Here is a 19,431-nt window from a genome sequence, read left to right as displayed (position 1 = left end):
TGCTCCTTATGCCTTGTCTTGTGATTGAGAAAAATGAACATCAGTAAAGCGGTATAGGTAGTGAGGACCACCCGCTTTAGGGCCAGTACCCGACAAACCTTGACCGCCGAATGGTTGAACACCAACAACAGCGCCCACTTGGTCACGGTTGATGTAGCAGTTACCCACACGAATGTGTTTCTCGATCCAACGGTAAGTTGTTTCGTTACGGCTGTGGATACCCATAGTTAGACCAAAACCGGTTTGGTTAATTTGGTCTACTACTTGTGTCAACTCACTCGCTTTGAAGCGAACGATGTGAAGCACAGGGCCAAACTGTTCTTCTGTCAAGCAGCTGATGTCATCGATTTCAAACGCACTTGGTGGAACAAAGTCACCATGTTCACAATCCGTACCTAAAGAAAGTTGAGCCACCTTCTTCTGGGTATTGGTCATGTTTTCTAAGTGCGCCATTAGCTTCTGTTTTGCGTTTTGGTCGATAACAGGGCCAACATCGGTTTTATGAAGGTGTGGAATACCAACACTCAACTCGTCCATTGCACCGTGAATCAATCCAACCACGCGGTCTGCAATGTCTTCTTGGATGTAAAGCACACGCAGTGCAGAACAACGTTGACCTGCTGAAGCGAATGCAGAACGAATAACATCACGAACTACCTGTTCAGGCAGTGCGGTACTGTCGACGATCATCGCATTCTGACCACCGGTTTCCGCGATAAACGGAACAGGCTTAGCGTTACGACTTGCCAATGACACGTTAATGCGTTGTGCAGTTGGGGTTGACCCCGTGAAGGCAACGCCTGCAATCGCATCGTGGCTAGTTAGCGCACTGCCGATCTCTGCACCACGACCAGGTAGAAGTTGAATCGTGCCAGCAGGGAAGCCCGCTTCATTCATCAGTTCAACCGCGCGAGCCGCAATCAAGCTTGTTTGCTCTGCAGGTTTCGCCACAACCGTGTTACCCGCCACTAGTGCAGCTGTAATTTGGCCAAGGAAGATCGCCAATGGGAAGTTCCAAGGGCTGATACAAACGAATACACCACGACCTTGTCGCGAAGCGATTCGAGTTAGACCATCAAAGCCTTTTAGCTCAAAACCTTGTAGGTTGTTCGCTTGTTTTGCGTAGTAACGACAGAAGTCGACCGCTTCACGCACTTCATCAATGCTGTCGTGAATTGTCTTACCCGCTTCTTGATGACAAATTGCCACCAGCTCAGCCAGGTTGTCTTCCATCAGGTCAGCCAACTTATCAAGCGCTGCCGCTTTGGTTTCAACTGAAGTTGCGTTCCAATCAGCAAATGCTGCATCAGCGCCAGTGATCGCTGCGGAAACATGATCAAGGTTAGCGAAAGCCACCTGACCCACATTAATTCGACGATCATAAGGTGCAGTCACTTGCTCAACGTTCTGATCAGCCTTGATCATGCTTTCGGCAAGAGATTCGCCGTTGATCACAGGTCCAGCAGTCCATTGATTGTTCAAAAAGCCTTTTACTTGCTCTTCAAACTGATGCGCTTCGCTCTCGATATCAATGTTCACACCGTATGAGTTCTTACGCTCAGGGAATACCGCTGGCGGCAGAGGAATCTTAGTGTTGTTCAACGTATCGAATGCCAAAAGCATGTCGACTGGATGCTGTGTTAGCTCTGCTACAGGGCAACGAGCATCAACCAAACGGTGTACAAACGAGCTGTTTGCACCATTCTCTAACAGACGACGTACTAGGTATGGCAGTAGATCTTTATGGCTACCAACTGGCGCGTAAATACGTACCGACTGTTGGTAAGCTTCCATTGCATGGTTGTAAAGTGAATCACCCATGCCGTGTAAGCGTTGGAATTCAAAGTCTTTATGGTCTGTCATCACTGCAATAGCGGAAACCGTATGAGCATTGTGGCTAGCAAACTGCGGGAAGATATTGCCACGAACACTTGGGCTCAATAGATAACGCGCACACGCTAGGTAGGCTACATCAGTCGCTTCTTTGCGAGTGTAAACAGGGTAGTTATCGAAACCAGCTTGTTGTGACCATTTGATCTCACTATCCCAGTAAGCACCTTTAACTAGGCGAAGTGGGATTAAGTCACCCTGCTCTTTTGCTAGGCGGTTTAGCCAAACTAGAACCGGTAACGCACGCTTTGAATACGCTTGAATAACCAGACCAAACTTGCCCCAGCCTTTCACTAGCTCGCTGCGATACAGTTTTTCGAATAACTTAAGCGAAAGCTCTAGGCGATCCGCTTCTTCTGCATCAATCGTGATCGCAACATCAAGCTCAATCGCACGGCGCAGTAACTGCTCTAGCGTGTCGCATAGCTCAGTCAGTACGCGGTCTTCATTCGCCACTTCATAACGTGGGTGAAGCGCAGAAAGCTTGATAGAAACAGACGGTGCTGGGCTAGATTTTGAAGAGACGTATGTGTCTCGACCTACGGCTTCAATCGCCATTAGGTAATCTTTGAAGTATTTGTTTGCGTCAGCAGTGGTCAGTGCCGCTTCACCTAGCATGTCGTATGAGTAGGTAAAACCTTTGTCACGCATAGACTTACCGTTCTTCTGCGCTTCAGCAATGCTGCGACCAAGAACGAATTGGTGACCCATCACCTTCATCGCTTGGTGCATCGCTTTACGAATCACCGGCTCAGAAAGCTTGTTCACTAAACGGTTAACCGCTTGACCTGCACTCTGCTCTTTAGATGAAAGTCCAACCACCTTGCCTGTTAGCATTAGGCCCCAAGTTGATGCGTTAACAAAAACCGAGTCAGAATTCTTTAGGTGAGACTTCCAATCCGCAACGCTTAGCTTGTCGCGAATCAGTGCATCAGCCGTTGCTGAATCAGGAATACGCATCAAGGCTTCCGCCAGACACATCAGCAAGATGCCCTCTTGAGTATCTAAGCTGTATTCAAGCAACAGTGCATCGATCATCTGGATAGAAGTCTTATCCGCACGGATAGCTTCGATCAAAGAAGTCGTTTTGTCTGTGATTTGCTGCTTTTCAGACTCAGAAGGGGTAGCTAGTGGCAGAAGTTGCTCTAGCCATTGGGTTTCATCCACCATATATAATGGTGAGATAAGCGACCATAGATCATCAAGCGACTGCTCGTTGAATTCTGGCTTTAACACATCAGTAGCTGTAAACATGCGTTTTCCTTAATCTCACACCCGGAATTAGCCCGGGATCTCTACAATGGCTGCAGTGTATTTAGAGTATATAAGGAATACTTGTCAAAAACTCCGAGTTTTTTGCTAAAAACTCGCTTTATTAACAAAACAAACACAATGTCACATATGAAACTTTAATATAATATGCCGTTTCGTTTCACTATTTAACAGAAATTTGCTTTTTGTATTGAGATGGTGACATGCCTTGAAGGCGTGAAAATGTGTGGGTAAAAGAGGATTGACCGGAGAATCCAGCAAGTTCTGCGACCTGACCAAGGCTTAAATTCCCTTGTTCAATAAGACGTCGAGCACGGTCGATTCGCTTACCTAGCACATACTGGTGAGGGGTAATGCCCATTTGCTCTTTAAACAACATATGGAATTGGCTTTCACCTAAGAACACGCTACCTGCAAGTTGCGCGACTGAAATCTTACTTGCTAAATGTTGCTCGATGTAACGATCCAACGCTTCAAGATCAAAGCGTGAATCTTTGATTGAGGTTTCAAATGCCGAGATGTGCCTTTGCATCAATGCAATCACCGTATCATTGCACGCACGGCTTAATAACAGATCATCAGGACTGGCCTGCATCTCTTGCACCAACATATGGATAAGCTTTTGAATTTGCGCATCTAATTGGAAGTAGACGTTCGATGATTCTAACTGGTTAATCTTCTCTAGCATCAGAGGGTCATCATCGGTTGGCATAGGCATGTTGAGCACGAGAATATCCGACTGACCAACCACTCCGCCGAAAGCATGATCAGAGCTCGCTGTCACCACACAACCTTGTCCTGGGCCAACAAGATTCCCCTTACCACTCACTTCAAATTCCGCCTGACCTTTTAAACCAATCACCACCTGAGAATAATGGTGATCGTGGCAATCCATATGCGATGGCAAAGTGATGATCTCAGCAGGACGAGGGCCAGTAAGGCCTAGCGGAGAAAGGTCTAGGTTAGGAAAGGGTAAAGGTTTAGACATGACAGAAAAATACTCGGGTCAACATAGTAAGAATAATACTCTTAAATGCGCATAAGATGAATTTGTAAATGCTCATGAGAGTTATTTGCTCGCGAGAATGAAAAGATCATTATCGCGATCATCTTGATCATGCCTCCGGAAGGATGATCAAGAGTGTACAAACTACGGGCATTGTAAAACCAATCGTTCCGGCGAGTTTAGGGACTTCACAAGCAATCACACAAGCACGAAAAACCATGTGGTCAATAAATGCTTTTTCACGCCAACATAATGAATAAATTTTCTTATATAGCTCAAATAATTGGCTATAAGCCTGTAAAAAGTGTATCCGAAGTACCGAAACTTGGCTTTTGAGTAGATTGGATAGCAATAAAACGGTATAAAGACGGGTACTGTGTTAATTGCTAATAACTAGTGACTCACAACTAGGAAGTAGACACTTTATTAACGAGCCAATTTTCAATCTACAAGTTGCAGGGACCTATGACTAACTTTCGAATTTCAGCGCTTTTACTTGCGCTATCCCCACTTTGGGTATCTGCATCGGTATCCGCTGAAGAACTGAATCAAGTCGATCCCGTTTCAGCTATCGATGCAAAGCTAACAGAGAAAAACTCAGATATTGAGCGTATTTCAGCAACCAAAGTATCGGCGACTGAAAACCTAAAACAACTTCAAAACAAGAACAGCAAGTTGTTGCGCGAAGGTGAAGAACTTAAGGCAAAACGTAACAGAGCCAAGTCTGTACTCGACAAACAGTACAGTCGCTTGCTTGAAGATCCAGAAACAGATTTAGTCTCTTTCCAGAAAAGTTACCAAGACGCTTGGGCTGCGGTTAAAGAGAATCAATCGTCTCAGCTAGATAACGAACAAGCGATCAACGAGAGCGAAATTCACCTTTCTCAAATCAAGCAAAAGCAAGCTCGCCTGAATAATGAGCTGGCAAACTTGAGAGAGTCAAAAGTTGAAGCTCGCGTAAAACGTATCGCAACAGAACTGCGTGAAAGTGCGGTGCTTGAAACCAGCTATACCACCACATGTTCATCAACAATGACACTTGGTGAGTGTACTGCACAGGGTAAACACCTGACCAATCAAAAAGCCGTGCAAACGTTCAAGAGCCAATTACTTGAGCAGCTCACAGAAAGCACACTTGCGAAGCAAAACTTACAAGGTGTTCAGCTGAATATCCATGTTCAAGACAGCCAAGCGATCAAGAGCGGCTTCTCTGGTAACAACTCTTACTTCATGCAGATGCAAGCTCAACTTCAAGCAAAACCTGAAGCGGTTGCCGCATGTAACCTATTGAACGTTTCAACACGCTACTGTTTAACTGGCAGCGATGCGGCTGCAGTTAAAAAGAGCGACAAGAAATGGGCGAACGTAACCGTGCGTTCTGACCAATACAACGACTCTGTGACCATCAACGGCATTAAGTATGGCAGCACACCTCTTGAGGTAGCGCTACCAAGCGGTCGTCATCAAGTAACTATCTCTAAGCAAGGTTACGAGTCATACAACCGCACAGTTACCATCAACGGCAGCGACACTATCTGGGTTAAGCTTCTTCCTAGCAAAGAAAGCTAATTCCCTCAGTAGAAGATCGCCATACCGATTTCACAAAGCTGAATGAACACTCGCCATTTTGTTGATAGTTATAAACTGTTGATCGTTATAAACTTATACGGTCATTATAAACAATAACTGCAAACGAAATGGCGTTGTCGTTTAGAATAGTCGATTAACCTAAATTACGATTGAAGTAGCCCATCATGCGCCAAGGTTTTCCCACTCTATTATTTGCACTTGCTCCCTGCTTAATGACACCTGCTGTTTTCGCTGAAGCAACACCACCAGCAATCACGGCCGCCTCTGTTACTGATCTTGAAAGTTCGCTTTTCGAAAAGCACGCCGAGTTAACGGCTATCGAAAAGAAATTAGCCGACAAACAAAACGAAGTCGACAATCAGGCGCAGCAAACGGCACGTCTAGCTGAGTTATCAGCTCAAGCAGAGCAAACACTCGCAAAGGCAAAAGCCAGCCTAGAGCAAGATTACACGCGCATGATTGATGATCCCGATTTCGATATCTCGCTTGCTCAAAAACGCTTCCAAGACGCTTGGAAAACCGTAAAAGAAGGCAAACTTGCGATTTCAGACTCAGAGCAAAAGCAGCAAGGCTTGGTGATGGAGCTTGAGGCTATCCAAGCCGAGAAAGCCGCGGCAGAAGCTTCAATCGCAAACCTAAACCAAGACAAGCTAAGAGCAAGAGCAGAGCGACTAAGGTACGAGATCACTCAGACGGAAGAGCAAACTGTTAGCTTTACCAACCGTTGCAGCAGCGATATGACACTGGCGCAGTGTTCAGACCAAACGGTGACTTTGGCACTTCAAAAAGCGGTAAAACAATTCCAACACAGCCTAATCGATAACGCGACTGAATCGAAAACAGTGAAAGAGCACCTTGCGTCTGCTTCGCTGAACATTCACGTTCTGCAACACAAAGTGAAATCCTCTGGCTTCTCTGAAGATAACCGTTACCGAGCGGTGATTGCGGCGAACCTAGAAACTCGTCCAGATAAGAACACACCTTGTCGCCTGCTTGGTATTCAGTCATCAAACTGTTTCACACAAAGCGAGCAACAAGCCAACGACCAGCAAAAAGAAGTTGCTTGGGTTAACTTGGCGGTGCGTTCAAATCAATACAACGACAATGTTTCTATCAACGGCGTGAACTATGGCAGTACACCGGTTGAAGTGATGTTACCGACGGGCCAACACATGGTCACGATCGAAAAAGAAGGCTACCTTTCTTTCCATCAAGAGCTGAAGATAGCCCGCGATCACAACCTACGAGCCGTATTGCAAGCGAAACAGAATTCATTAAATGTCGGCACCAAGTTTGCCGATCCGATGGGTAACGACATTCAGAGCCCTGAAATGATTGTTGTCGGCTCGGGTCGCTACCTACTGGGTGAAAATAACGCACAACAAGTGACGATCAAACAGCCGTTTGCATTAGCCGCAACACCAACCCGTGTTCAAGACTTCAAAGCATTCGTAAAAAACACAGGCTACCAGACAGACGCTGAGCTGATGAACACCTGCGATACATTCGTCAATGCAGAGATCACAACCGTTTCAGATAAAGACTGGCAGAACCCAGGCTTTAAGCAAGCTAATAACTCACCGGTAGTTTGTGTTAGCCAAAACGATGCCAAAGCTTATACACGTTGGTTATCTAAAAACACCGGCTTCACTTACCGCTTGCCAACACCACAAGAGTGGGAAGCTGCAGCAAGAGCTGGCCAAGACACCAACTTCTGGTGGGGCAATGAATTCCGTTCAGGCAAAGCCAACACTGGCTGGGCGGGTACACCATGGTCAAACGTTAGTACATCTCCGGTTAAGTCATTCCAACCAACACCAACAGGCTTCTACGACATGGTGGGTAATGTATGGGAATGGACAACCGTTCAGAAAGGCCTAGCAAAAGGTGGCGCGTGGAGCTTCTCTCCTGAAGAAGCAAAAGTGTTTAACGAACTGTACGTACCGCCTTCAACGGCAGCGAACTATCTAGGATTCCGAGTAGTACGAGAGCTGTAGGCTCCCAATCACAGGCTCAGAATCCCAAATATTTACTCTAGGTTCTCAATTATCACATTGAGCAGCATTTATAGGGGAATTCCCCCCTTATGCATAAGCACTCCTAGGAGTAGATTCGTCGATAGAGTAGTAAGTCACTCTGGGTATCAAATTGATGCCTCAGTTTAATTTACCTGACCCTCGTAAATTAGACTGAAAATCTTCTACATGTCGACAAGGCATATCTTGTCTTTAGCCAGCCCCTCTTCAGGCTGGCTTTTTTTTTGCCTGATTATCACCCTTTATGCCCATCGATTCTCCGTGATTGACACAGTTAATCAACAGTCCGTTTAACTGTCAGTCATCCCTTATTTTTCGTACTCTAATTGCCATTGCAGCGCTATAAGAAACTGATATCATTGCCATACCTCAGCTTACGAGATAAAACCTTGCCAGATCCACTCAACTCCATACATCGTTCTTTATTCGAACAACTTCCAGGCTGCTGGGGCTGCAAAGATACTGACTCGGTCTTCGTGTATGCCAACCTTGCTTACAACCAATTGATTGGCTTAAAACCCAATGAGACTTGTACTGGCTTGACCGACTTCGACATGCCCAGTCAAACCACTGAGTGCGCACAAGATTTCAGGGCTCAAGACAAACATGTAATGGATACACGCAGTACCCTTAAGATTCTCGATATTCACCCCTATCCAGACGGACGCTGGCACGCCCATATCTTTACCAAAACCCCTTGGCTTGATGATGACGACAACGTCCAAGGCACCATCTTCTATGGCCAAGAGCTTACCGATACCGCGATCTTAGAGGTTGGTCATTGGGTTTGTCAGGCCACAGGAACAAAAGGCAATCAGGCATCGCTTGCGGGGTCAGAGCCGCGTGTGTCTAAACTGCAAAAGCGGCTGACTTCGAGAGAATCAGAGGTGCTGTTCTTACTGCTTTTCGGCAAGAAACCACAGTACATCGCGTCGACGTTAAACATTTCAATCAAAACGGTCGAAGGTCATGTCGCCAGATTGAAACAGAAGTTTGATGCACGCAGTAAAAGCCAATTGATTGAGTATGCGTTGGATTCAGGATTGGGCTCAGTGATCCCAGAAACACTGCTCAAAAAACAGATCTCCGTTGTTCTGCACAGTAACTGATTGACTGTTCATCTGAAAATGCAGACAAAAAAATGCCGTTGATTTGATAAGTCTAATCAACGGCATTTTTAGATCTGTTAAGCAGCTAAGCGATCAAAAAGCCTAAGGCGCTAGGCGATCAATATCCCAACTGTTGTCTTGGCGAGAGAACAAGAAACGGTCGTGCAAGCGGTGTTCACCACCTTGCCAAAACTCAATGCTATCTACACGTACACGGAAACCACCCCAGAAAGAAGGCACGGGAATCTCGCCTTTGGCAAACTTCTGTTTAAGCTCTAGATACTTACCTTCTAAAATCCCACGCGCTGAGATGCGGCTACTCTGCTTACTTGCAATCGCGGCCAATTGGCTCTCTTTTGGACGTGACGAGAAGTACTTCATATTTTCCATAGCCGTTAGCTTTTCAGCCGTGCCCGTAATATGAACTTGTCGCTCAAGTGGATGCCAAGGAAAGTGCAAACTGATTTTGCTGTTGTGCTCAAGCTGGTGCGCTTTACGGCTACCTAGGTTAGTGTAAAAAACGAACCCGTCTTTATCAACATTCTTCAGCAGAACAATGCGTTGGAATGGCTGACCATTTTCATCAACCGTAGCAACTGTCATGGCAGTAGGGTCCGTCAACTTCGCTTCAATGGCTTGCTCTAGCCATAGATTGAATTGCTCAATCGGGTCTGCGGCCAAGTCTTTACGTCTCAATCCACCCTTAGCGTATTCGCGACGAATATCTGTCAGTTCCATTTGGTTGCTCCTTTTAATTTTTTTGTGATTTTGCGCCGTAATCCTTTGAAACACAAGTCTAAGCCATGGTTTTGTCTCACAGAAGGTGCTCTGTGTTAACAAGATCTCGGTACTCTCTCCATCATATTGATAATCTTTATACAAACCGATGACAAGCTGAGATCCGAGTGACCAAAATACTGCCTAACCTAATGACGCCCTTTGTTTTATTCTCATTGTTATTGGGAGCTGCAGGGCTGACCGCAACCCACTTTATGGCAGTACAATTCCAAGAAAAAATCGTCACTCAGCAACTCGATGAAGCGGCGAATAAAGCCAATCTACAAATCGATTCTGAGCTGGATAAATTCAAACAGATCCCAGATTTGCTCAGCCATGACCCGCGCTTGCTCTCTTATTTTGACTCATCGATTTCCGCCGCGCAGCTCAATCAATTGCTGTTTGAATGGTCGAATCAAAGCCAGGCCGACACCATCTATATTCACGACCCGAGCGGTACTGTGGTCGCTTCCAGTAATTACCAAAAGCCTCGTACCTTTGTCGGTGAGAACTTCTCGTTTCGTCCCTACTTTGCTTCTGCCATTCAAGGTAACAACACACAATATGTCGCGCTAGGTGCTCGCTCGAACGTACGAGGTTATTTTCTGTCTTCACCTCTGTATATCGACAAGGAAGTTGTTGGCGTTATCACCGTAAAAGTGAGTTTAGAAAACCTCGAAAACATCCTGACCAGCGACGACTTTGAGATCGTAGTACTCGACTCGAACCAAGTGGTCTTTCTATCAAGCCAAGCTCCATGGCTTTATCATTCACTGTTGCCATTAACGCAGCAACAACAAACGGATATCGCACTTCAACGCCAATACGGTCAAAGCGAAATTTCGATCATCGAAGCCTTTCGTCCTTCAAGCTCTCAGTCAGAAGCGAGCAATACCAATCAATCTAGCAACCTTCAATCCAATGAAATCCGAAAAGAGCTCACCGCCAACCAGTTATTCAAGCTTGGTGCTTTTAATCTTTACCCTGCAACGGTCAGCAACAACCAGTACCAAGTTGTCGCACTAAAAGAGACCAGAGCTGAACTTATTAAAATCTTTCAGATCGATGTCATCTTCGTGGTGATTTATAGCTTGGTGATGCTCATCGCTTGGTCGTGGCGCCAGACTTATCTCGCGAAAGTGGCGTTGACCCGACTCAACCAAAACCTAGAGCAAACCGTTGATAAACGTACCCACTACTTGAAGCAATCCAATCAGCAGCTGCAACAAACCCTTTTTCAATACCAAGAGTCGCAGTCGAAGTTGAAACAGACAGAACAAGAGCTGACACAAACCGCGAAACTAGCGGTACTCGGTGAGCTGTCAGCCAGCATTAACCACGAAATCAACCAACCGCTTGCAGCACTGCGAACCTACAGTGAAAACAGCTTAAAGCTACTGGAAATGGAACGAACCGATTTAGTGAAAAGCAATCTTGAGAAAATGATTGGCCTCAACAACACCATTACCGACATCATCGCGCGACTCAAAGTCTTTACTCGCAAGGTCACCAAACAAGAACATCATGTGGCGAACCTGCATCAAGCGGTCAATAACGCCACTAGCATTCTCAGTGCGCTGATGATCAAGCAAGGCATTACGCTAAGGCTAAGCACGGTGCCAGATGACATCAATATTGCGATTAATCCAACCGAACTCGAGCAAGTACTAGTGAACCTGATTCACAACGCGACTCAAGCGCTGCAACAACAAGTTCTTGAACACAAAATCTTGCAGGAGCAACAAAACCTGGAAAGCGTTGACCAACAGGCTAGCCCACAGATAGGCATCGAATGGCAACTGCATCATGACGCTTGTCAGCTGATCATTTGGGATAACGGAATTGGCATGCCGAACGATAAGCTAGAACAGCTGTTCGACCCGTTTTTTACCACCAAACCGGAAGGCTTAGGGCTAGGGCTTTCAATATCGAAACGGATTATTGAAGCGTATCACGGCACGATCAGCGCGAACCGATTAGAGCCTTCAGGCATGGTATTCTCGCTAAGCATCCCGTTATATAACGATAAGGGCTAACACGCCGTTGTTATCGCTGATTAGAAAACGAATCTCACATACTGCTAAGGACTCGACTTTTGCACTCTATGCCTAAACTCTATTTTGTCGACGATGAACCCGCCATTCGAGACTCCGTAGAACAAGCCATGCTCATTGAAGGCATCGATATCGTCTGCTTTCCCAATGCTATTGAGGCATTAAAGAAAATAGATACCACGCAAGCCGGAATTGTCATCACCGATATTCACATGCCAGTGATGGATGGCATTCAATTAACGCAAAAATTACTGAGCCAAAACCCTCATTTTCAGGTCATCGTACTTACCGGACATGGTGACGTGCAAACCGCGGTATCCGCAATGAAAGCCGGCGCTTACGATTTTCTGGAAAAGCCATTTGTGGTCGATGCCCTACTCACTGCCGTTAAAAAAGCGGCGGATAAGCTCGCACTGGTTGAAGAGAACAACCTACTGCGTAAAGAGTTGGCAATGCAAAATCAGGTTGGCCCGAAACTGATTGGTCAATCACCATCAATGCAGGCATTACGCCGAGAATTGATCACCCTAGATACCAAAACTAACCCACTTCTATTGTTTGTTGGTGATTTAGGGACGGGGAAAAGGGTCACTGCACAATACACCCATGATTTACACAGTCATCAAACCGCGGAGCTTTGCCCTGTCGCGGCGTTTAATTTGCCACGCAGTGACGAAGCGACATTCCATCAGTTTGTTTTGCAACTGTTCTTAAAGCATCAAGGTGGAACACTCTATATCCATGAAACAGAAGCGTTAACTTCGCAGCAATGGCTATGGTTAGCCGCTCTAAAACCCACTCTACTTCATGAAAACTCATGCAAGACCAATGCAACTTGTATCATTATCGCAACTACAGTAGTTCCTACTACAATTACAGGTGAACTACGCCGGTTTAATTTACTACCCTTGGCGCAAAGAACGGAAGATATTGGCTCTTTATTCAAACACTTTGCTCGTGGTGCGGCCAGTCGCTATCAGCTGCCACCCCCCGTCATTACAGAAAAAGAGATTCAGCGACTCATTGCAACGCATTGGACGGAGAACATTCGTCAGCTTCGCCAACATGCCGAACTCAGAGTGCTGACTCAAATTAAGCAGCCGTCGCTCGACAGCGATACTGATGAGCAAAATGAACTCGATATGAGCATTGAAGAGCAACAACAGTCGTTAAACCAACGCACCGATAGCTTTGAACAAATTATCTTGATTGAGGCACTACATCGCCATCAAGGTCGTTTAAAAGAGGTACAACAAGAGCTGCAGGTATCGAGAAAAACACTGTATGACAAACTAAGAAAGCACCAACTCGATAAAACGGATTTCAAGAACCGATAGGTCTTAAAAAATATATAAATTCAAAGATTTAAAGGAACAAAATCTTAACATTTATCAGAAGTAAGAATACACTCAATAAGCTTGCACTTTTATTTAGCGAACAAGGACTGTTATGAGTCAGAAAAATTTCAGCAAATTGAACGAGACCGAGCTTGAGTATGTCGATGATAAAACAGCGGCACTGCTCCTCAATACGCCCACCAGTGCGCGTATTATGTTGTGGGTGATCGTTCTGTTTTTTATTGCTGCTATTGGGTGGTCTGCATGGGCAGAGATCGACAAAGTTACCGTTGGCCAAGGCAAAGTGATCCCCTCCTCTCAGATCCAAGTGGTACAAAACCTTGAAGGTGGCTTGGTTAAAGAAATCTTAGTTAAAGAAGGCCAACGCGTTCAAAAAGGTCAACAATTGCTGTTAATCGATGACACACGATTCCGTTCTGACTTCCGCGAACGTGAACAACAAGTCGCGAACTTGACCGCCAACGTGTTAATGCTTTCCGCTTCCCTGACCAGTGTTGTCATCAATGAAGAATTCTCTGAAAAAGAATGGAAGAAAAGTGTCACTCTCGATTATGGCAAGCTTGCGTTCCCACCTAAATTCTATGAACTTCAACCTCAACTGGTTAATCGTCAAAAAGCAGAATACCGTCAAGATCTCAATAATCTGAGAAACCAGCTTTCCGTTTTTGATCAACAAGTTGAACAGAAACAGCAAGACCTAGTTGAGATTAAAGCGCGTGTTCGAAACCTAAAACAGAGCTACCAGTTTGCTCGCCAAGAACTGGATATCACCAAACCTCTCGCCGATGAAGGGGTGGTACCACGAATTGAATTACTTAAACTGCAAAGACAAGTGAACGACACTCGCCGAGAAATGACTTCGAGCGAGCTAAAAATTCCTCTTTTACGCTCAGCAATCAAAGAATCCATGCTCAGCCGTATTGACGCCGCACTGAACTTCCGCTCCGAACAACAAGAAAAACTCAATCAAGCCCAAGACAAGCTCTCTGCAATGACCGAATCTGCCGTTGGCCTAGAAGACAGAGTAAACCGTACCGTGGTGGTTTCTCCGGTAACTGGCACCGTTAAAACACTCGGTATTAATACTGTCGGCGGTGTTATCCAACCGGGTATGGACATCGTTGAGATTGTACCGACAGAAGACTCTCTATTGGTTGAAGCGAAAATCGCTCCTCAAGACATCGCCTTCCTACGCCCAGAACTGACAGCCATCGTTAAATTCAGTGCTTACGACTTCACTAAATACGGTGGTCTAGAAGGCGTGTTAGAGCACATCAGTGCCGATACCACTCAAGATGAAGAAGGCAACAGCTTCTACATCGTGCGTGTACGCACCGAAAAACACAATTTTGGTAAAAACGAAGAACTGCCAATTATTCCGGGAATGACGGCCTCTGTCGACATCATCACGGGTAAAAGAACCGTGCTTGAGTACATGTTGAAGCCACTATTAAGCGCTCAAAACAATGCACTAAAAGAGTAAGGACGTTTGATGTTTAACAGCGCCTTTCAATACACAGCAAATAGACAAGAGCAGAGGCTATGAAGTCTCGGATTTCGCTATTGCTGCTGGTCCTCACCTCTTTTACCTCTGTGGCGCTCAACAAGAGCGACCAACGGTGGATAGATGCGGTGACCAAAACCTACGGCGATAGAGCCGGAAAGCGAGTGGCTACATGGCGTTCAAATATGACGGCATACGACGGATTAAGTGAAAAAGAGAAGCTCAGGTCGGTGAACCAGTTCTTCAACCAGATGTACTTTGTCGATGACAACATACTGTGGGGAAAGAATGACTACTGGGCAACACCACTGGAATTTTTAGGCAGCAACGCCGGTGATTGTGAAGACTTCACTATCGCAAAATACTTCTCTTTACTTGAACTGGGCGTCCCAGATAAGAAATTACGATTAGTGTACGTAAAAGCACTGGAGCTAAACCAGTTCCACATGGTGTTGGCGTACTACTCAACACCGAGTGCAGAGCCACTAATTTTGGACAACTTAAACCCTGAAATTAAACGCGGTTCCAAACGCCCAGATCTACGACCAATTTACAGTTTCAACGGTAAAAACCTTTGGTTGATCAAGTCGGCAGCAGGCAGCGGCAAGTTAGCAGGGAAATCTTCAAGATTGAGCTTATGGAACGACTTACGTTCACGTGAGCGCTCTCTAAAATTAAACAAACCCATTATCAATTACGATGAGTAGGTACAATGACTTTATATAAACAGCTTGTGGTCGGGATGGTTGCAGTGTTCATACTGCTGATGACGTCAGTTTTTATGATCGAATTCAATACCACCCGTGGATACTTAGAGGAGCAGCAACGCTCTGAGGTAAGTAATACCATTAATACTGTTGGACTGGCTCTCGCCCCTTACCTAGAAGAAAAGGACAAGGTGGCAGTGGAGTCTGTTATCAACGCCCTGTTTGATGGCAGTTCTTATTCCGTCGTTCGATTAATCTTTCTCGACAGCGGTGAAGACATTCTCCGCTCATACCCTGTAAAGCCAACCGGCGTACCGGAGTGGTTTACCAACCTAAACCTGTTCGAGCCTGTTCATGACCGCCGCGTGATCACCAGTGGCTGGATGCAATTGGCCGAAGTCGAGATCGTAAGTCATCCAGGCCCTGCCTATGATCAACTTTGGCAAGCATTCATCCGCTTACTGAGTATCTTTGGCACGATCTTCTTGCTCGGTTTGGTATCTATTTCTTGGATCCTTAAGCGCGCTTTACGCCCGCTCTCGTTGATCATTACGAAGATGGATCAGATCGCTAAGAATCAGTTTGGCGAACCTCTGGCTCGTCCAAAGACAAAAGATCTAACCTTGGTTGTCGATGGTATCAACCACATGTCGACTCAAGTTGAACTGGCATTTAAAAACCAAGCGAAAGAAGCTCAGAAGTTACGTGAAAGAGCGTATATCGACCCTGTATCTCAGCTAGGTAACCGTGCTTACTACATGTCTCAGTTAACACAATGGTTAGAAGAGTCGAGCTTAGGTGGTTTAGCGGTACTTAAAGCGGAGTTTATTAGTGAAGAATACGATGAAAAGGGCTATCAAGAAGGTGATGCCTTGGTTCATCAACTGGCTGAACAGCTACAGGCTTCAATTTCATCACCAGACATCACCATCGCTCGTATTTCTAGTGACGAGTTCGGTTTCATCATGCCAAACATTGATGAGAGCGAACTGAAACTTGTCGCGAGCAGCATCGTAAACTGTATCCAGAGCCTAGGTTCAGACCCAACAGGCACTGCGAATCCACATATTGCTCTTGGTGTGACCTACAGCAACAAGCGTAAAACCAGTACTGAAATCATGTCGCTGGTGGATAACGCACTCTCAAGTGCCAAGGCGAATCGAGAACTTGCTTACGGCTACGTAACCGCAGACGATCACGGCGCAGTGATGGGCAAACAACAATGGCGTATGTTGGTTGAAGAAGCGATCATCAACGACCTCATTACCTTCCGTTTGCAGGCTGCAAACAATGCCTTTGGTAAAACGTATCACCAAGAGGTGTTCTCTGCGATTGAAAAAGATGGCGTGCGTTACGGTGCTAACCAGTATCTATACGCGCTAGAACAGCTTGAAATGAGCCACATTCTCGACCAATACGTTATTGAGAAGATGGTTGAAAAGCTCAATGCAAAAGAAGTAACCAGCCCAGTCGCTATTAATCTCTCGCCAAGCAGTATATCTCAACCAAGCTTCATCCGTTGGATCGGTAAGACGCTTGAACAGAATGCTTCAATCGCTCACCTGTTGCACTTTGAGATTCCAGAAAACTGCTTCATCAACGTTCCGCACTACACGGCACTTTTGTGTAACACCATTCGCAACGCTGAAGCGGTGTTTGGTGTCGATAACTACGGACGTAACTTCCAATCACTGGATTACATCAACGAATACCGTCCAAGCTATGTGAAGCTAGATTACCTGTTCACACATAACCTTGATGACGAAAAACAGAAGTTTACCTTAACGTCGATCTCTAGAACCGCTCACAACCTAGGCGTCACCACCATCGCGTCTCGAATAGAAACTCAGACTCAGCTAGATATCCTGTCTGATAACTACGTAGAAGTGTTCCAAGGCTTCATTGTTGATAAATAGTTGTAAGGGTTATATCACATGCAAGATCCACTATTGAACTCACTGATCTACGTTAGCCGGTATTACGGGTTAGCTAACTCGCCCGAAGCGTTGATCAATGGGCTACCACTATCTGATGGAAAGCTAACCCCTTTCCTATTCCCTCGTTCTGCTGAACGAGCAGGATTAGTGGCAAAAGAAAACCGTTCCGACTTAGAAAAGATCCCTCACCTGATTCTGCCTGCAGTTTTATTGCTTAAACAAGGTGAGGCGTGCGTTCTCAACAGTATCGATTTAGAGAAGCAAGAAGCGGAAATCATTACAGCGGAAAGCGGAATGGTGCCAATCATCATTCCCGTCGAAGAGCTGAAAGAACAATTCATCGGTCGCTACTTCTTGGTCAAGAAACAGTTCCGTTATGATGAACGTTCACCAGAGGTTCTAAAAACACGCAAAGGGCATTGGTTTTGGAGTACGATTTGGGAATCGAAAAACATCTACCGAGATGTGTTGATTGCCTCCATTCTGATCAACATCTTCGCGATAGCCGCGCCCATGTTTACACGCTTGGTGTACGACAAAGTCGTACCTAACCTCGCCTTTGAAACTTTGTGGGTGCTAGCGAGTGGTATCTTTGTCGTGTTCCTATTCGATTTGCTGCTCAAATTGATGCGAAGCTACTTCATTGACGTTGCTGGTAAGAAATCCGATATTCTCATTTCCTCCAAGCTGTTCAGTAAAGTACTGGGGATACGTATGGAAGCGAAACCTGCTTCTGTCGGTGCTTTCGCTAAAAACTTGCAAGAGTTCGAATCCATTCGTGAATTCTTTACCTCTGCAACCATTGGCTCGCTCATCGACCTCCCCTTCGCACTGATGTTCTTAGCGCTAATTTGGCTAATGGCTGGAAACCTTGTATTCGTTCCCGTTGCTGGCGTGGTCATTTTGATCGTCTATGCATTGCTAATCCAAGGCCCACTGCGCCGCACCATTGAAGAAGGATCTCGTCTTGCCTCGCAGAAGTATGCAAACTTGATTGAAAGTTTGGCGGGTCTAGAAACCGTTAAGCTATTCAGCGCGCAAAGCCAATTCCAATTCCGTTGGGAAGAAGCCGTGGCTCACATGGCGAATTGGAATATCAAAAGCCGACGCATCACAGACAGCATCCAAAACACCGCCGGTTTTGTTCAGCAGAGTACTAACGTAGGTATGATCATCTTTGGTGTGTACCTGATTGCGGAAGGTGAGCTTACGATGGGTGGCTTGATCGCTGCGACCATGCTGAGTGGCCGAGCGATTGGTCCTCTTGTTCAGTTATCTTTGCTTTCGACTCGTTACAACCAAGCGAAGTCATCAATGACTCTGATTGAGCAAGTGATGTCGATGCCTGATGAACAAGAAGAAGGTAAACGCTACATTCACCGTCCGATTATTCAGGGCCATATCGCGCTAGATAAAGTGACGTTTCACTACCCAGATTCACCAGTTGCTTCAATTAGAGACTTAACCCTCAATATTAGTCCAGGCGAGAAAGTGGCGATCATTGGTCGTATTGGTTCAGGTAAAACCACACTAGAACGTCTGATTATGGGCCTGTACAAGCCAACAGAAGGCCATGTACGCATTGATGACACCGATATGGAACAACTGCATCATGTCGACGTACGACGCAATATAGGCTGTGTGCCGCAAGACAGTAACTTGTTCTACGGTTCGGTAAGAGACAACATTACTTTAGGCCGCCCTTTGGTGGATGACCGTGACGTGATGGATGCAGCGAACCGTGCAGGCGTAACCGCGTTTACTCAGCAAGATCCTGCAGGTTTAGAACGCCAAGTGGGTGAAGGTGGTGCCTTGCTGTCTGGTGGTCAACGTCAGTCAATTGCCATTGCTAGAGCCTTCCTAGGCCGTCCGCCAGTATTGTTAATGGATGAGCCGACCAGTGCTATGGATAACCGTTCTGAGATGCACATCAAACACCAGCTTAACCAGTTGCTACCAAGCGAGACGTTGATTCTGATTACACACAAAACGTCGATGTTGGACATTGTCGATCGAGTGATCGTAATGGAGAAAGGCTGCATCATTGCAGATGGTCCTAAAGCACAGGTTCTTTCAGACCTTAAACAAGGCCGAGTGAGAGCCGTTAGTTAGAGCGCTCAAGCCACCTAAATAAATAATTATCAGTAGAAACCAAAAGGGGGAGCATCAGCTCTAATGCCGATCAGTTAAA

12 protein-coding genes are annotated in these 19,431 nt (G+C 45.8%); 9 read left to right on the top strand and 3 right to left on the bottom strand.

Annotated features, from left to right (window positions below):
• Positions 1–6: 6 nt before the first annotated feature.
• Positions 7–3,144, bottom strand: a complete 3,138-nt coding sequence (gene putA / locus AB4351_RS13975) for a bifunctional proline dehydrogenase/L-glutamate gamma-semialdehyde dehydrogenase PutA (RefSeq protein ID WP_372126321.1) — start codon at positions 3,142–3,144, stop codon at positions 7–9.
• 181 nt (positions 3,145–3,325) lie between these two features.
• Positions 3,326–4,150, bottom strand: coding sequence for a helix-turn-helix domain-containing protein (locus tag AB4351_RS13970; RefSeq protein WP_372126319.1), 825 nt, complete (start codon positions 4,148–4,150; stop codon positions 3,326–3,328).
• A 483-nt stretch (positions 4,151–4,633) separates the two neighbouring features.
• Here AB4351_RS13970 and AB4351_RS13965 point away from each other — a divergent pair, with 483 nt between their 5' ends.
• The 3 genes from AB4351_RS13965 to AB4351_RS13955 all read left to right on the top strand — a co-directional run bounded on the left by AB4351_RS13965 (position 4,634) and on the right by AB4351_RS13955 (position 8,903).
• Positions 4,634–5,737, top strand: coding sequence for a PEGA domain-containing protein (locus tag AB4351_RS13965; RefSeq protein ID WP_372112001.1), 1,104 nt, complete (start codon positions 4,634–4,636; stop codon positions 5,735–5,737).
• Between the two features lie 185 nt (positions 5,738–5,922).
• Positions 5,923–7,755: an SUMF1/EgtB/PvdO family nonheme iron enzyme gene (locus AB4351_RS13960; RefSeq protein ID WP_372126317.1), complete on the top strand. Its 1,833-nt coding sequence runs from the start codon at positions 5,923–5,925 to the stop codon at positions 7,753–7,755.
• Between the two features lie 365 nt (positions 7,756–8,120).
• Entirely contained in the window at positions 8,121–8,903 is a 783-nt protein-coding gene (locus AB4351_RS13955) for a PAS domain-containing protein (RefSeq protein ID WP_372073586.1), read from the top strand.
• 102 nt (positions 8,904–9,005) lie between these two features.
• Here AB4351_RS13955 and pdxH read toward each other — a convergent pair whose 3' ends face one another.
• A complete protein-coding gene (gene pdxH / locus AB4351_RS13950) occupies positions 9,006–9,641 on the bottom strand; it encodes a pyridoxamine 5'-phosphate oxidase (RefSeq protein ID WP_017061203.1) in 636 nt (211 codons plus the stop codon).
• A gap of 167 nt (positions 9,642–9,808) precedes the next feature.
• Here pdxH and AB4351_RS13945 point away from each other — a divergent pair, with 167 nt between their 5' ends.
• The 6 genes from AB4351_RS13945 to AB4351_RS13920 all read left to right on the top strand — a co-directional run bounded on the left by AB4351_RS13945 (position 9,809) and on the right by AB4351_RS13920 (position 19,352).
• The gene (locus tag AB4351_RS13945) at positions 9,809–11,716 is read left to right on the top strand and encodes an ATP-binding protein (protein ID WP_372126315.1); all 1,908 of its coding nucleotides are present in this window, start codon (positions 9,809–9,811) and stop codon (positions 11,714–11,716) included.
• A 68-nt stretch (positions 11,717–11,784) separates the two neighbouring features.
• Positions 11,785–13,071 (top strand): sigma-54 dependent transcriptional regulator, encoded by a 1,287-nt coding sequence (locus AB4351_RS13940; protein WP_017061205.1) that lies wholly within the window; start codon positions 11,785–11,787, stop codon positions 13,069–13,071.
• A 112-nt stretch (positions 13,072–13,183) separates the two neighbouring features.
• A complete protein-coding gene (locus AB4351_RS13935) occupies positions 13,184–14,575 on the top strand; it encodes an HlyD family type I secretion periplasmic adaptor subunit (RefSeq protein WP_050651165.1) in 1,392 nt (463 codons plus the stop codon).
• Positions 14,576–14,634: 59 nt separating this feature from the next.
• Complete coding sequence (locus AB4351_RS13930) at positions 14,635–15,303, top strand: transglutaminase-like cysteine peptidase (RefSeq protein WP_372126313.1); 669 nt, start codon at positions 14,635–14,637, stop codon at positions 15,301–15,303.
• Between the two features lie 5 nt (positions 15,304–15,308).
• Entirely contained in the window at positions 15,309–17,219 is a 1,911-nt protein-coding gene (locus AB4351_RS13925) for a LapD/MoxY N-terminal periplasmic domain-containing protein (protein WP_017061208.1), read from the top strand.
• Between the two features lie 18 nt (positions 17,220–17,237).
• Positions 17,238–19,352, top strand: a complete 2,115-nt coding sequence (locus AB4351_RS13920; protein WP_017061209.1) for a type I secretion system permease/ATPase — start codon at positions 17,238–17,240, stop codon at positions 19,350–19,352.
• Positions 19,353–19,431: the final 79 nt, after the last annotated feature.

Source organism: Vibrio sp. 10N.261.51.F11 (assembly GCF_041471665.1).
GTDB classification, from domain to species: domain Bacteria; phylum Pseudomonadota; class Gammaproteobacteria; order Enterobacterales; family Vibrionaceae; genus Vibrio; species Vibrio crassostreae_C.
This window is presented reverse-complemented; position numbering and strand designations above follow the sequence as displayed.